Origin of the sequence: Ruminococcus sp. Marseille-P6503 (genome assembly GCF_900604945.1) — a bacterium.
GTDB lineage: Bacteria > Bacillota > Clostridia > Oscillospirales > Ruminococcaceae > FB2012.
Genome location: NZ_UWPB01000002.1, coordinates 742,231 through 757,767, shown reverse-complemented (window position 1 = coordinate 757,767; position 15,537 = coordinate 742,231). Strand labels below are relative to the sequence as shown.

The window sequence follows — 15,537 nt, the reverse complement described above, 5'->3', positions numbered from 1 at the left end:
AATGCAAGTATCAATGCTGTTACAAATAAATCCAGCTTTTCCAAGCATTATGATAACGTTCTCAGCTAATTATTGTAATACAATTGTAACATAATAGCGATTACAATTCAATGATACTTTTCACCAAACTTTCACATTTAATTTTAGCAAAAATCAACAAAAACAATGCAGGATTTTTTAATATAAAACCCTGCACTCAAATCATTTATTAACAAAATATTATTTTTCTTAGATGTTTCGACTGCTATTCCAGATCGTATTTTGAAAGCAGCGCGGCAGACTTTTCAAGCAGTTCATCAGCCTTGACCAGAGCGTCGCCTACCGTTCTGACGTCCAGGCTTCCTATCATCTCCTTCGCCTGATTCAGCGCTTCCTTTCCGACCTCAGCCTGATACTGATATATACCGTCAAGACGCTGACACGCCTTTACCTCCAGATCCTGATATACGTTTTTTATATCCTTGACTATATTGATCCTTATATCGTCGTAATTTTCAAGAGCAATGTCGATTATATCAGTCTGTCTTTTCTTTTTAAGGATTATGCTGAACACCGACAGCGCCGCGGGAGGAAACGTTTCGCTTGTTCCGAACAGCTTTACGCTCATTACAGAACGGGTAACGTTTTTGTTAAGCGACATCATAAGGCGGTCGGCGGAAGCTGCCTGCGTTACCGACGAAAGATCCTGAAGCCCCAGCTTTTTGGCAAGATCGCGGCTCATTTTTTCCACAATATCGTTTATTCTGGCGCGGTGGCACTCTATGCAGGTGCGGTATGCCTCGCCCACCTTTTCCATAAGAAACGAATAAAAATACTTTTCAATATCCTCAGAGGAATAAATATCCTCGCCGTTTTCGTCCTTTTTGCGGCACTCCAGCATACTCATCCTCAGTCCTGCAAAAAATTCGTACATCCACTGCTCCGCTTCCTGCTGCATTTCAATAACGCTCAGATGAAGCGCCGGCTTGCATTCCTCAAGCGCCGAAGCAAGCTGCAGACACTGCTCGTCAAAGTCGCGCGTCTTTTCCTCCAGCTTTTTCTGATCCATTTCCGCCATATCGGCAAACATATGGATCTTTGCTCTGGTTTCATTCACGACCTGCTCAAGCATAGTCAGGACGCGTCTGGTCCTTATAACGTCCTTCTGCATTATAATGTCCCGCTTCAGGGAAAGCTCGAACTTGAAAAACTGAGTTTCATAAAACTCTCTCGTTCCCTTATCGGGAAGCCGTTCCCTGCCAAGCTTTCTTCTAAGCTCATCGGCGGCGCTTATGCCGTAAACAAAAGCGTTAGGCACGATCTGCTCCGCAAGCCTTGAAAAACGGTTCATTATTTTATCGACGTCATTCTGGCAGTTCAAAGCGTCCGTCATATTGACCAGCACATAAAGCATTCCGAATCTCTGCGGCTGTATATGCCTTCCCAGAAACATCAGCTCGGTTTCCGAAAACGGCAGCAGACATGACGCCGCGTACATAATAGCGTCCGCATTGACCAGATATTCCGTTACCTGCCTGTCAAGATCGTCAAGATCGGAAAGCCCCGGAGTATCAACTATCCTCAGCTCCTTTAAAATAGGAGCGTTGTCGCGTATATCGAGATAGGATATCTTCGACGGAAACAGCTTCATTTTTACTTCAAGCCGATCTCTCGTTATATCCGCGAGCGTAAGCGGTATCCTCTGTCCGTTCTCCAGAACCGCCTCTACAGACGGAGTATCGCCGTAGGATATTTCATTTATCGTATAGGTTTCAGGAGAAACGTTTGACGGCGCAAGCTCTTTGCCCAGCAGCGCGTTTATTATCGTACTTTTTCCTCTTTTGAATTCTCCCAGAATAACCAGCGTAAAAGGCTCGCTGCATCTTTTTTCAACTATTTTTTCCCATTCTCTCAGCTCTTCGGCAAATTCCCGTCCGAGAATCTTCTCAAGTCCCCGGTCTGAAGTAAGCCCGCCTATATTTTCACGGACTTCGTCAATATCTCTTCCGGCAGCCCTGTAATCGTAAACATCCATACTACTGCCCCCCCGTTCCGAGAATTATAGAGCTTCTTACGTCGCATATCTGACCGGAAATAGTATGGATATCGCTCTTGTCAATATCTCTTCTCCACGCAAACAGCGAATCACAGGACAAAAATTCAGCCGACGCCAGCAGACGCCTTTCAAGCTCCGACAGCGAACCGTCGGATTTCAGGCTTCTTGCCGCGGTCGTATGATTGTCGCCGTGAAGTCCGCTGAGTTTGCCGAAGTCCAGATCCTTTCCGGATCTGCCGTAAAAATCAATATATCCCTTTTTATATAGTCCGCAGAAAATATCGAGAAATCTTCCCGGTCTGTCAATGCAGATGATCCCCGCTCTGTCAGCGGTAATATCGGCGTATTTCACCCATTCGATAAGCGAACAGACGATCTGATTGCTTACGCTCTGCTTATACGAACGCTCGGCGGGCTTATACACGTTCCTGTTATAATTAAGATATGTAAACGCCCAATTGTAGACCGCATGATTGTTCTGTATCCTTCCCGCCTCGCAGCCGATAAGCAGCTGAAGCTCCTCCTCCGTACACAGCTCCAGAAGCTTCTGGGTCATGACGATGCACGGCTCGATTATATCGCTCGCGACTGAATAAATCAGCGGTTTATCTATATCTTCCCTTACAAATACTATAGGCAAATTAAGCTCAAGTCTTTCCGCACACACTTTGACAATATCATACAGCTCGGGATACTTCAGCGCCCCCGCCTGATTGCATTTCATAAACAAATGCTTTGCTTCCGCGGAAATGTCCGCTGAATTTACAGCCTTTGCAAGCTTGCTCCAGCCGGTCAGCCCTGTGATCTTCTGCCTTACCGCAAAATCCGAGTCGAACGCATAGTCAAGCTGTCCGTCCACCACATGATTCTGAAAGGAGCGCGTATATGCGTTAAGATATGAACGAAATCCCGTATCGATCTGCATAAGCGGATTGACGGATTCCATTGAATCGCTCATTCGAGTACCTCCTTAATTTTTCCTGTGCCGGAAAACCGGCAGCAGCGCAGAAATTAATTTTCCATTGCCTCAGAAAGCACTCTTCTGACTGCATAGGCGTCTGAAACGATCGCGCTGGCGGTTTCTGCGATAGCGTGCAGACGTTCCATTTCCCTTTCGGAAATATTGCTCTTTTCATTTTTAAGATCGTTTAAGTTATCAAGAGTCTCCTGAGTATCGCGGAGAATTATCTCCGTTTCGCTCTCGATCTTTGTTTTCAATCCCTCGAACGCTGAAAATACCTGACGGCGCACGGTTTCAGTAAAGTCGTTGTTCAGCTTCAGCTCATGGAATTGTTTTCTGACCTGAGTTTTAAAGTTTGACTTATACTTATCTATCCTCTCCTTGACAAGTATCTTATCCACCGCGAAATTGGCAGAAAACGTTCCCGCCAAACCTGCAATCGCCATAAGACATAAGGTAGCAGGAAGAGCGGCGGTTATTCCAAGCACTCCCGTAAAGAACATGGCTGTATAGAAAGTAGCATAAAAGCCTGCAAATCCGGTTACTCCGCCCAGCAAGGCCCCCTTGAAGCCCGCCTCACGGAAGCCAAGGAACAGCCCGCCTACTCCGAACGAGCCGAGAGCCGCGCCTATTCCTTTATCAATTCCGCTACCGTTTCTTGAGACCCTTTCGGAAATCGTAAACATCTCCTGAATTCTGGCCACCGATTCAAAGAATTCGTCCTCAAAGCCCTGCAAACGCTCTGTTTCAACGCTAATGGCTATATTAATGGAATTCTGTATCTGCTCGCAGATAAGCTGCGCCCTTGCCTCAATGCTCTCCCTGATCTTTTCGGTAAGCTTGGCAGTAACCATTTTAAGCTGATCCTTCTTGAAATCGTCTGAGGACATCTGAAATCCGTCGATAACCTCCATAGCCGCCTGCTCGATATTTGTCCAGTAGCTGTCAAGCACCGGCTGCAGATCTGAAAACACTTTATTCGCGGCGTCGTTTATCCTTACAAATTCCTGACGCTTCTTGTTTCTAATCTCATCAATCTCGTTTATCGCGCTCTCATAGCGTTCCATAAATTCGTCGTTTGCCATCATAAGAGCGTTTTCCTGCATAACTACCGAACGAAGTATCTCCGTTCCTGAATTTGTTATCTTGTTTGCAAGGATCTGAAGGGCAATAACTCCTCTTTCCTTGGTAAGCATAGTTTCAAGCGCCTTTTCAAATTCAGGGAAATTGCTTTCCTCCAGAAGCTTTTCATCCTCTATGGTCTTGGCGGTAAGCGCTCTTTTTGCGTACAGACCTATAACTCTTGGAGTTCCTATTTTTCTTTTATAAACAGCAAATTCCCTGCTGTCCTCTCCCATAACCTTTTTAGCCTTATCCATTACATACTTTGTAATTCGGCTTCTTACGGTTTCAACTATTTTATTCTCGTCCTCCTGAGAAAATGTCCCGAAGCAGTTGACTACAAAAATTATTCTTCCCACGTCCGAAGTAAGCATTTTTTTCTCAAGAAAGTCCTTTTCAAACTGCGAAAACGGAGAATTTGCACTGATCACAAACACCGCGGCGTCGATCTTGGGAAGTATTGAAAGGGTGACGTTAGTCATCTGCTCGTCGTCATTCAAGCCGGGAGTGTCAATTATATCCACGTTATTGCGGCAGAAATCGGTATCGTAATACACCGTGGCTTCTTTTACGGTTTCCGCTTTTTCCTCGGCTTCGGCGGTAAGCTTGGTAACGTAATTTTCCAGCTGGTCAATATCCACTCTCTCGCTGGTACCGTTTTTGTACTCAACCTGTACATAAGGCTCCTCGCTGTATGTAACCCTGTTAAGAGTAGCCGTTGCCGGAAGCACGTCGGCAGGCAGAACCTCCTGTCCGAGAAGAGCGTTTATAAGAGTAGACTTTCCCCTCTTGAACTCTCCCACTATCGCGACCTCAAAGTGATCGTCGTCTGATTTTTCAATAGTTTCCCTTATCGACCTGGCGGTATTCACAAGGCAGATATCCTCGCTCAGCCGAAGCAGCTCCTTTAAATTTCCCGTCAGAGTCCGCACGGTGTCACGGTAGCCGGCGTAACTTCCGTAATCAATTTGCTTATCCATTTCAGACCTCCAAATCCCGGGATAAAATACCGGGTTAATAATATCAGAACAGAATCTCTCTTTTTATTTTAACGGCAGACCGTCCGCTTATCCGTCAGCTCATTTTAACTGTTCATACGATACTCAAATATCACTGTCTTTTTAATCATTCTCTTCAAAATCCGCACAAGCCTAATGCATATCGCAAAAGCCGTTTTTCCGATCGCCTTACGATACGCGATTCTCCGCTTTTCCCGAAGCCTGACAGCCCAAGGAAAAATCTGCTTTTAACCTTAATATTATATCACAATTGTTGTTAAATAGTCAACAATTTATACAAAACGCTTTGAAAAATTACCCTTTTGCACAAAATAAGCCGTCAGTATCAATGCACAATGCACAACTGGCGGCATATTTCAGACAAAAAACCTGCCGAACCTAATTATCCGGCAGGTTTTCTGATTTATTATCAAAGCATATACTCATAAGAAAATCAATATCCTTATTGAATATCGCCGTTTATTACGCAGTCTCTGCCGCGTTTTTTACCGTCATACAAATAACGGTCGGCAATTTTCAGACCCTCCTCATACGGAATATCCTCTCCGCATTCGCAGACGCCGATCGTGATCGTAACTCCGAAGCTGCTTTCGCCGCAGCAGAATTTCATGCTTCTTATCTTTTCACATATCTTCACTGCAATTTCCGTGCCCGCTTCGATATCGGTATTCGGCACTGCAAACAGCAGCTCTTCTCCGCCCCATCTGCATACATAGCCCTCTGCCGGAACAAGCTCGCTCATCACTGCCGAAACACGTTTTAAAACCACGTCTCCGCAGAAGTGACCGTAAGTGTTGTTTACTTCCCTAAAATAATCAATATCCCCCATTGCGATTATATATCTGCTGTGAACAGCCTCGGCGCTTCTCTGTATCTGCTTAAAAAAATCCATCATTGCCCGTCTGTTGAAAAGCTGAGTAAGCGGGTCAATTGCGGCAAGCCGACTGAGCGTTTCGTTCTTAGTTTTGAGCTGTCTCTGAGATATCTGCCTTGAAACCTTATATATCCCCGATATACCGATAATCATCAGAAACGCGAAAAAGCTGTTGAACATATAAAGTATTATCTGCGACGTTTCGTCGTTCAGATGATATACTACGTTCGCCTCGTCAGCAGTATACACCCTCAGTCCCATAAAAGCAGCTACGATCAACGGAGTTATGATATAAGGCGTAATGTTTCTCTTAAAGTTTATAAAAAACGGAACAGGCACAACGCATACCAGAAACATAGCAAACCCGAAGCCCCAGCCTACATAAACCGTTGCGGCTATGGAATGGATCGTTATTTCAAGCAGAGCCATGCAAGTCATTGGCGTTAGATTTTTCACCCGGAAAAGCATTAGAGAAAAACAGAGATACATCGCCACGCTGAAAAAATTGAAGTACATCATCTCTGTAACGCCTATATATCTGAAGTAAAAAAGAAATACCCCGTGAACGAGCAGACAGCATATGTATGCAAACAAATACATATATTTGGGTGAAATATTAACAAAACGCGAAATATCAAGTTTTGCTGTTGATTTCATTTGCAGGATCCCTCTCATTGCGGATATAATACTATATTCATACTGCATGATAGATAAAACTTATTTATATATTATACTATAGCAAGCAAGCGCTTACAATAAAGATCCGAACAAAAAACGATAAATATTTTGTTAAGGAAATACCGGGCAATAATCGTATGCAAAACCTCAGGAAGCTTTTCTGCCTGTCGGTTTAAGAAAACGACGAGGGCTTTATCAAAGGCGTTAAAAGCAGCCGTCATTTCAGCTCTGAAAACAATACAGCTTTTTCTTAAGGCAAATCCATACTAAAATAAATATTTAATCGGAATTGTCAATAATATTGGCGCCGTAGGTAAGCGTAAGAAGACTGTCCCCCAGATGAACGTTTTCAACTACTATGTTTTCGTACTCGATACTCAGATCATAGTGTGAGAAATTCCAGAATGCCTTCAGTCCCAGACTTACAAGCTTATCCGCGATCTCCTGGGTCGTTGCCTTCGGAATACACAAAACCGCCACCGCCGGAGAATTTTCTCGGCAGAAGTCCTCTATTTCGTCTACATGGCGTATCTGCAGATTCCCCACGCTTTTTCCGATTATATCCGGATTTATATCAAAAATCCCTATAAGCCTGCAGCCTCTGGTCTCAAAATTGATATGAGTCGCAATGGCGCGACCAAGATTTCCCGCGCCGATAAGTATCGTCTTGAAATGTTTGTCTACGCCTAAAATTTTCCCTATTTCACCGTGCAGCTCGTCTACATGATAGCCATATCCCTGCTGACCGAATCCGCCGAAGCAGTTAAGGTCCTGCCTTATCTGGGAGGCAGTCAGCTTCATCAGCGCCGAAAGCTCTCTGGAAGATATTCTGTCAACGCCCTGCTTTTTCAGCTCGCCCAAAAATCTGTAATACCTCGGAAGTCTTTTTATTACCGATGAAGATATAGAACCGTTTTTCGCCATAAAAATTCCAACTCCGTTAAAACCGCATAAAAGGACGGATAAAAATCCGCCCCCTATGGATAATATCTAAATAAATTCAATAAAGACCCTTAATCAGCCGAGCATTGCCTTTAATCTTTCGTCCACAGCCCTGAGGAAGTCCTCGGTATTGACCTTTTTCTTGTTCTCAAGCTTGGAAAGCAGATACAGATCTCCGGTCATAACTCCGTCCTCAATGGTTTTAATTGTCGCCTTTTCAAGGCAGTCAGCAAAATTAACAAGCTCAGCAAGCCCGTCAAGCTCTCCTCTTTTTCTGAGGGCTCCTGTCCATGCAAACAGTGTCGCTACCGAGTTTGTCGAGGTTTCTTCGCCTTTCAGGTGCTTGTAATAATGACGCTGTACCGTTCCGTGAGCAGCCTCGTACTCGTAAACGCCGTCGGGAGATACCAGAACCGAGGTCATCATTGCCAGCGAGCCGTAAGCGGTAGCCACCATGTCGCTCATAACGTCGCCGTCATAGTTCTTGCACGCCCAGATATATCCGCCCTCAGAACGCACTACCCTTGCAACCGCGTCGTCGATAAGGGTATAGAAATACTCGATTCCGGCGGCCTCAAACTTCTCCTTATATTCATTATCGTAAATTTCCTGGAAAATGTCCTTAAAGGTATGGTCGTACTTCTTGGAGATAGTATCCTTTGTAGCGAACCATACGTCCTGCTTTGTGTCAAGGGCAAAGTTAAAGCAGGCTCTCGCAAAGGAGGCTATTGACGAGGATTTGTTATGCTGACCCTGAATAATTCCGTCGCACTCAAAGCTGTAGATCGTTTCTCTCGTTTCGTTTCCGTCCTTATCCGTACATACCAGTTCAGCCTTAGAGCCTTCGGGGCACTTCATTTCAACGTTTTTGTAAACGTCGCCGTAAGCGTGACGGGCAATGGTTATAGGCTTAGTCCATGTAGGGATATACGGAGTTATTCCCTTTACAAGGATAGGAGTTCTGAAAACCGTGCCGTCCAGCATTGCTCTGATAGTACCGTTAGGGGATTTCCACATTTCCTTGAGGTTGTACTCCGGCATTCTTGCAGCGTTAGGAGTAATAGTAGCGCACTTTACCGCAACGCCGTACTTTTTGGTAGCGTTTGCGGAATCGACCGTTACCTGATCGTCTGTTTCATTTCTGTGGACAAGACCAAGATCATAATATTCAGACTTAAGGTCCACATAAGGAAGGATAAGAATATCCTTGATCTCCTGCCAGATAATTCTGGTCATCTCGTCGCCGTCCATCTCGACGAGGGGTGTTTTCATTTGAATTTTAGCCATTTTACTTTCCTCCTGTTTTAAAAGCTTAACGCAAAAAGCATCATAATAACGAAATATAAGATATAGGGCAAAGCGAGAATCAGAATAAAGAGCAGCTGCTTTTTCACGCTCAGCTTTTTTTGATTCAGCGGATTTACGCGGAGCTTGTCCGATATAAGCAGCATAAGCGTTAATATCAGTACAGACGCAATCATGCCGATTCCCCTGTCTATATTATTTCAGGCTTTCTCTTGTATAGTCAAGCAAACCTCCGGCAAGAACAATATCCTTCGTACGTCCTGTAAGCTCGCAGAGAACGGGGATTTCCGCGCCTGTGGTCTTGTTTACAACGGTAAGCTGAGTCTTGTCCTCCTCTATTGCCTTTCTTACGTCTGCAAGCAAGATTTCATCTCCCTGTGAAATCTTGTCGTAATCAGCTTCGTTTACAAATGTAAGCGGCAGAATACCTGCGTTGATAAGATTAGCTCTGTGGATTCTCGCAAAGCTCTTTACCAGCACCGCCTTGATTCCGAGATAGAGAGGAGCAAGCGCCGCGTGCTCTCTTGACGAGCCCTGGCCGTAGTTGGAGCCGCCTACAATGATCGACTTGCCCATGTTCTTTGCGCGTCTTGGAAATTCCTCGTCGCACACTGTGAAGCAATGCTGGGAAATTGCAGGAATATTTGAACGGAGCGGAAGAATTTTAGCTCCCGCAGGCATGATATGGTCTGTAGTTATATTGTCGCCGACTTTAAGCGATACCTTACATTCGATAGATTCGTCAAGAGGAGCTGTTTCCGGGAACGGCTTGATGTTCGGACCTCTTAAAATCTCCACCTTGTCCATTTCCTCAACGGGAGCGGGAGGCTCTATCATATTATCGTTTATCACAAAATGCTCGGGCAGCTTGAATTCAGGCATATCGCCCAGAGTTCTCGGGTCGGTAAGGCAGCCGGTCAGCGCCGAAACCGCCGCAAGCTCGGGAGATACCAGATATATCTGTCCGTCCTTTGTGCCTGAACGTCCCTCAAAGTTTCTGTTAAAGGTTCTCAGGGATACGCCCTTTGAATTAGGAGATTGTCCCATTCCGATACAGGGACCGCAGGCTGACTCCAGTATTCTCGCTCCGGCGTCTATCATATCGGCAAGGGCTCCGTTCTGCGCCAGCATATTAAGCACCTGCTTTGAACCGGGAGCGATAGAAAGTGATACGTCGGGGTGAACAGTCTTTCCCTTTAAAATATAAGCGACCTTCATCATATCCATAAACGAGGAATTCGTACATGAGCCGATACAAACCTGATCTATCTTCAGCTTTCCTATCTCATCGCAGGTCTTAACGTTGTCGGGAGAATGAGGACAAGCCGCCATAGGAACTATCTGCGAAAGGTCAATATCAACGATCTCGTCGTAAACCGCGTCGCCGTCAGCCTTAAGCTCGCACCAAACGTCCTCTCTGCCCTGCGCCTTCAGGAACTCGCGGGTAATTTCGTCGGACGGGAAAATAGAGGTTGTCGCTCCGAGCTCCGCCCCCATGTTTGTAATTGTCGCGCGCTCCGGAACCGAAAGCGTCCTGACTCCCTCGCCGGTATACTCGATAACCTTTCCTACGCCGCCCTTTACCGACAGTCTGCGGAGAACCTCCAGAATAACGTCCTTTGCCGCAACCCACGGAGAAAGCTTTCCGGTAAGATTCACCTTAACTATTTTAGGGTAGGTAATATAATATGCTCCGCCGCCCATTGCCACCGCGACGTCAAGACCGCCAGCGCCGATAGCTATCATTCCGATTCCGCCGCCGGTAGGAGTATGGCTGTCAGAGCCGATAAGCGTCTTTCCGGGAATGCCGAATCTTTCAAGCTGAACCTGATGGCAGATTCCGTTTCCGGGTCTGGAAAAATAAATGCCGTGCTTTTTTGCTACCGAGCCGATAAAACGGTGATCATCGGCATTTTCAAAGCCCGACTGAAGCGTGTTGTGGTCGATATAAGCAACAGAGCGCTCAGTCTTTACTCTCGGAACACCCATAGCCTCAAATTCCAAATATGCCATTGTTCCGGTAGCGTCCTGAGTCAGCGTCTGGTCGATTCTGATTCCGATTTCCTGTCCCTTAACAAATTCGCCGTCAACAAGATGATTTTTCAAGATTTTTTCTGTAAGTGTCAAACCCATTCAAAACATTCCCTTCTCAATAATATATAATGTAATTATACCCTATATACAGGGCTTTGTCAAGTTTTTCACAAACATTTACTCCCTTTATCAGCCGACGGATAAATTATTGACGCAAGCTTCCCGACGTATGCGAACGACTTTATAATTCCATATGTTACAATATATTCAGACGGCGTCCGACTACTTTTTCCGCCGTTTGCATTTTATTCAACGCCTGAAGCCCGCTGCCGGAAATTCTCCGCGGCAGCGGGCCCAAACTGTAATTTATAAGTGGGATGGGGGGCAAATTAATTGGAATGTGCGCTATGCGGCGCCGGTCATATATCACTCATCCTGAAGAGCGTCGTAGCCTTCCTCACCTGTACGGATCTTTATTACGTTTTCAATATCATAGACAAATATCTTTCCGTCGCCGATGTGTCCGGTGTAGAGCGCTGATTTAACCGCATTGATAACAGTTCTGACAGGAACCTTGCATACTACAATTTCAGCCTTTACCTTAGGCAAAAGGTTTGTTTCAACAACTGCTCCTCTGTAATATTCCTGCTGTCCTTTCTGCATACCGCAGCCAAGCACATTTGTTACAGTAATACCTGTCACGTCAATAGATTCCATTGCTGCAATGAGATCCTGAAGCTTTGTCTGCTTAAAGACAACAACTACCTTTGTGATCTTAGGAGAGCCGTCAGGATTAGGCGTTGTGTAATTTTCAACGGGAACAGCCTTTTCAACAGGAACCTTGGGCTCTGTTGATGCGTCCACCTTTATCACACTCTTAGCGTCATCCTTAGTATAACCCAACATATCGCTGCCCATTGCGGGAGCAAAATCAGCATAGGAAGAAACGAGTCCATGCTCGGTAGCGTCCAGACCGAGGATCTCTTCCTGCTCGGAAACTCTCAGGCCAATGGTTTTTTTGATTGCAAAAAATACAATTATCATTGTTATAGCCGTCCATGCGCCTACTGCCAGAACGCCTAAACACTGTTTGCCGAGCAGCTCAAAGCCGCCGCCATAGAATAATCCGTTGCCGCTTATTCCGCTTGCGCCGCCGTTCTGAGCGATTGCAAATCCGGGAGTAGTATCAGTTGCAAAAAGACCAACCGCTATCGTTCCCCAGATACCGTTGAACATATGAACCGCTACCGCGCCAACCGGGTCGTCAACGTGAAGCTTATAATCAAGGAACCATACGCCGAAGCATACCAGCAATCCTGAAACAATGCCGACTGCAAGGGCTCCGAAAGCGTCCATTACGTCGCATCCCGCCGTAATTCCTACAAGTCCTGCAAGCGAAGCATTAAGGCACATTGAAACATCAGGTTTGCCGTATTTCAGCCATGTGAAGATCATGCATACTACCGTTGCAACAGCAGGAGCAATCGTTGTAGTAAGGAATATAGAGCCAAGCATTTCAACTGATTTTGAAGCAGCCGGGTTAAAACCATACCAGCCGAACCAGAGAATAAATACTCCAAGAGCTCCGATCGTCAGGTTGTGACCGGGTATAGCGTGTACTTTGATTTCGCCGTCAGAGGTCTTACTGAATTTACCGATTCTTGGTCCAAGGATCTTAGCGCCTACGAGTGCGGAAATACCTCCTACCATATGGATCGCGCAGGAACCCGACAGATCGTGGAATCCCATCTGATAAAGCCATCCGTCCGCGCTCCAGATCCAGTGCGCTTCGATAGGATAGATGAGAGCGCTGATAACTCCCGAATAGATACAGTAAGAAATAAATTTTGTTCTTTCCGCCATGGCTCCCGATACGATCGTAGCCGCCGTAGCGCAGAATACAAGGTTAAAGACAAAATTTGAAAAGTCAAAATTTTCGTATGCGGTAAAAATGTCAAAACCGGGCTTTCCGATAAGTCCCGCCACGTCCTCACCGCAGAGAAAACTGAAACCGATAAGGATGAACATTACCGTACCGATACAGAAGTCCATCAGATTTTTCATTATAATGTTGCCGGCATTTTTCGCTCTGGTGAAACCTGTTTCAACCATTGCAAAGCCTGCCTGCATAAAGAATACAAGCCCAACGGCTATCAAAAACCAGATACCGAAGCCAACATCCTTTGCGGCGTCTATCGCTTGTTGAATTACGTTATCCGTTAATACTGTCATATTATTTTCCTCCCAACAACAACAAAAAGGTGTATAAATCTTCCGAAAACGATCGTTCTCGGGATTTATACACCTCATTGTGTATCTAAAATATAATGCAGCGATATTAGCAAGTTAAAAATATGTATATAGGAGTTTATTAGAAGAACATATATTAAAATATAATATTAAAACTGTCTGAATTATTTAACGTAGAACAGCAGCTGTCCATATGTAGGATACGGCCAGTACTTCTCTCCTACCAGCGTTTCAATTTCATCGGCTGACGCTCTCAGCTCGCCCATTGCCGTAAACACCACGTCGTGATAATACGCCGCAAGCTCCTGAACGTCCTCGATCTCATGGCACTTAACTACAGCGTCCTCCAGCGCGCCCAGCTTCTTGTAAGTCTGAGCGGCAAGCGTCGACAATCTCTTGACCATATCGGTTTCAAAGCTGTCGTCCGCGCCGCAGCCCTTTGCAAGCTCCGCAGTCTTTGCAAGCTCCTTGATGTATGTAGCCGCAGCCGGCAGAATATCCTTCTTTGCCATATCGATCATCGTAAGCGCCTCGATATTAAGAGTCTTGCAGTATTCATCAAGCAGGATCTCAACTCTCGAATGAAGCTCTGTTTCGGTGTATACTCCGTATTTGGAGAACAGTTCAATATTCTTCGGGGCAATGTATGTAGGTACCGCCTCAGGAGTGGATTTCAGATTGAGCAAGCCTCTCTTTTCAGCCTCGGCAGGCCATTCCTCCGAATATCCGTTGCCGTTGAAGATAATATTCTGATTTTCCTTGATGGTCTTCTTGATAAGATCGTCAAGAGTATCCTGGAAGTTATCGGCCTTTTCAAGCACGTCCGCAAAATCATCGAGAACCTTAGCGACGATCGTATTGAGAACCGTATTCGGACCTGCCACTGAAAGCTTGGAGCCGGGCATTCTGAACTCGAATTTATTTCCCGTAAAAGCAAACGGCGACGTTCTGTTTCTGTCGGTGGTATCCTTAGGGAAGTGAGGCAGCACATCTACGCCGATCTCCATTTCAACTCTCTGACCCTCATACTTTACGCCGTTTACAATGGAATCAAGGACTCCCGTAAGCTCGTCGCCGAGGAAGATCGAAATGATTGCCGGAGGCGCCTCGTTTGCGCCAAGTCTGTGGTCGTTTCCTGCGGAAGCTACCGAAGCTCTGAGAATATCCTGATAATCGTTTACCGCTTTAATAACCGCCGAAAGGAACAGCAGGAACTGAGCGTTCTCAGATGGCGTTTTTCCCGGATCAAGAAGATTGACTCCTGTATTTGTGGAAATAGACCAGTTGTTATGCTTGCCGGAGCCGTTGATTCCCGCAAAGGGCTTTTCGTGAAGCAGACACTTAAAGCCGTGCTTTCTAGCGGTTCTCTTCATGATCTCCATTGTAAGCTGGTTATGGTCGGTAGCGATATTTGTCGTTCCGTAAATAGGAGCAAGCTCATGCTGCGCGGGGGCAACCTCATTATGCTTTGTCTTGGCATAGATTCCAAGCCTCCAGAGCTGCTCGTCAAGATCCTTCATGTAAGCCGCAACTCTGGTTTTGATAGTTCCGAAGTAGTGATCCTCCATCTCCTGACCCTTGGGAGCGGGCGCGCCGTAAAGGGTTCTTCCGGCGTAAATAAGGTCCTTCCTCTTGGCATACATTTCTCTGTCAACAAGAAAATACTCCTGCTCAGGGCCTACGTTTGCAACAACTCTTGTAGCGTCGGAGCCGAACATCTTAAGAATCCTCAGCGCCGATTTATTGATAGCCTCCATCGAACGAAGCAGCGGAGTCTTTTTGTCAAGCGCTTCTCCGTTATATGAACAGAAAGCTGTCGGAATACACAGCGTTTTCTCTTTGATAAAAGCGTACGAGGTCGGATCCCAAGCAGTGTAGCCTCTGGCCTCAAAGGTAGCTCTTAAGCCTCCCGACGGAAACGACGACGCGTCAGGCTCGCCTTTGATAAGCTCCTTACCGGAGAACTCCATGATAACATGACCGTCGTCTGTCGGGGAAATAAAGCTGTCAAGCTTCTCCGCCGTCAGTCCCGTCATAGGCTGGAACCAGTGGGTATAATGGGTACAGCCCTTTTCAACCGCCCAGTCCTTCATAGCGTTTGCAACTACGTTAGCAACATCAATATTAAGCGGATCACCGTTGGCAATAGTCTTTTTCAAAGCCTTAAAGGTATCCTTAGGAAGTCTTTCTTTCATCAGCGCTTCGTTGAACACATCGCTGCCGAAAAATTCCGGTACATTCATGATTTTATCCTCCTGCAAATAATAATTTCCGGCCGTTTCCTGAAAGAAACGTATCCGCCGTACAGCCGGTATAA

At 45.8% G+C, this 15,537-nt stretch carries 9 protein-coding genes; all 9 read right to left on the bottom strand.

Annotated elements, in window-relative coordinates; translation table 11 throughout:
• Window positions 1-244 precede the first annotated feature (244 nt).
• The 9 genes from EIH25_RS09580 to EIH25_RS09540 all read right to left on the bottom strand — a co-directional run bounded on the left by EIH25_RS09580 (window position 245) and on the right by EIH25_RS09540 (window position 15,466).
• Window positions 245-2,014: a dynamin family protein gene (locus EIH25_RS09580; RefSeq protein ID WP_124100838.1), complete on the bottom strand. Its 1,770-nt coding sequence runs from the start codon at window positions 2,012-2,014 to the stop codon at window positions 245-247.
• Window position 2,015: 1 nt separating this feature from the next.
• Window positions 2,016-2,993 (bottom strand): M48 family metalloprotease, encoded by a 978-nt coding sequence (locus EIH25_RS09575; RefSeq protein ID WP_124100837.1) that lies wholly within the window; start codon window positions 2,991-2,993, stop codon window positions 2,016-2,018.
• Between the two features lie 53 nt (window positions 2,994-3,046).
• A complete protein-coding gene (locus tag EIH25_RS09570) occupies window positions 3,047-5,098 on the bottom strand; it encodes a dynamin family protein (RefSeq protein ID WP_124100836.1) in 2,052 nt (683 codons plus the stop codon).
• A gap of 481 nt (window positions 5,099-5,579) precedes the next feature.
• Entirely contained in the window at window positions 5,580-6,668 is a 1,089-nt protein-coding gene (locus EIH25_RS09565) for a GGDEF domain-containing protein (protein ID WP_164489210.1), read from the bottom strand.
• A 300-nt stretch (window positions 6,669-6,968) separates the two neighbouring features.
• The gene (locus tag EIH25_RS09560; protein ID WP_124100834.1) at window positions 6,969-7,613 is read right to left on the bottom strand and encodes a redox-sensing transcriptional repressor Rex; all 645 of its coding nucleotides are present in this window, start codon (window positions 7,611-7,613) and stop codon (window positions 6,969-6,971) included.
• Window positions 7,614-7,706: 93 nt separating this feature from the next.
• Window positions 7,707-8,918 (bottom strand): NADP-dependent isocitrate dehydrogenase, encoded by a 1,212-nt coding sequence (locus EIH25_RS09555; protein WP_124100833.1) that lies wholly within the window; start codon window positions 8,916-8,918, stop codon window positions 7,707-7,709.
• Between the two features lie 213 nt (window positions 8,919-9,131).
• Window positions 9,132-11,069 (bottom strand): aconitate hydratase, encoded by a 1,938-nt coding sequence (locus EIH25_RS09550; protein WP_124100832.1) that lies wholly within the window; start codon window positions 11,067-11,069, stop codon window positions 9,132-9,134.
• 327 nt (window positions 11,070-11,396) lie between these two features.
• Window positions 11,397-13,202 carry an ammonium transporter gene (locus EIH25_RS09545; protein ID WP_124100831.1) on the bottom strand — a complete coding sequence of 602 codons (1,806 nt, stop codon included), beginning with the start codon at window positions 13,200-13,202 and terminating at the stop codon, window positions 11,397-11,399.
• A 182-nt stretch (window positions 13,203-13,384) separates the two neighbouring features.
• Window positions 13,385-15,466, bottom strand: a complete 2,082-nt coding sequence (locus EIH25_RS09540; RefSeq protein ID WP_124101323.1) for a glutamine synthetase III — start codon at window positions 15,464-15,466, stop codon at window positions 13,385-13,387.
• Between the last annotated feature and the right edge of the window lie 71 nt (window positions 15,467-15,537).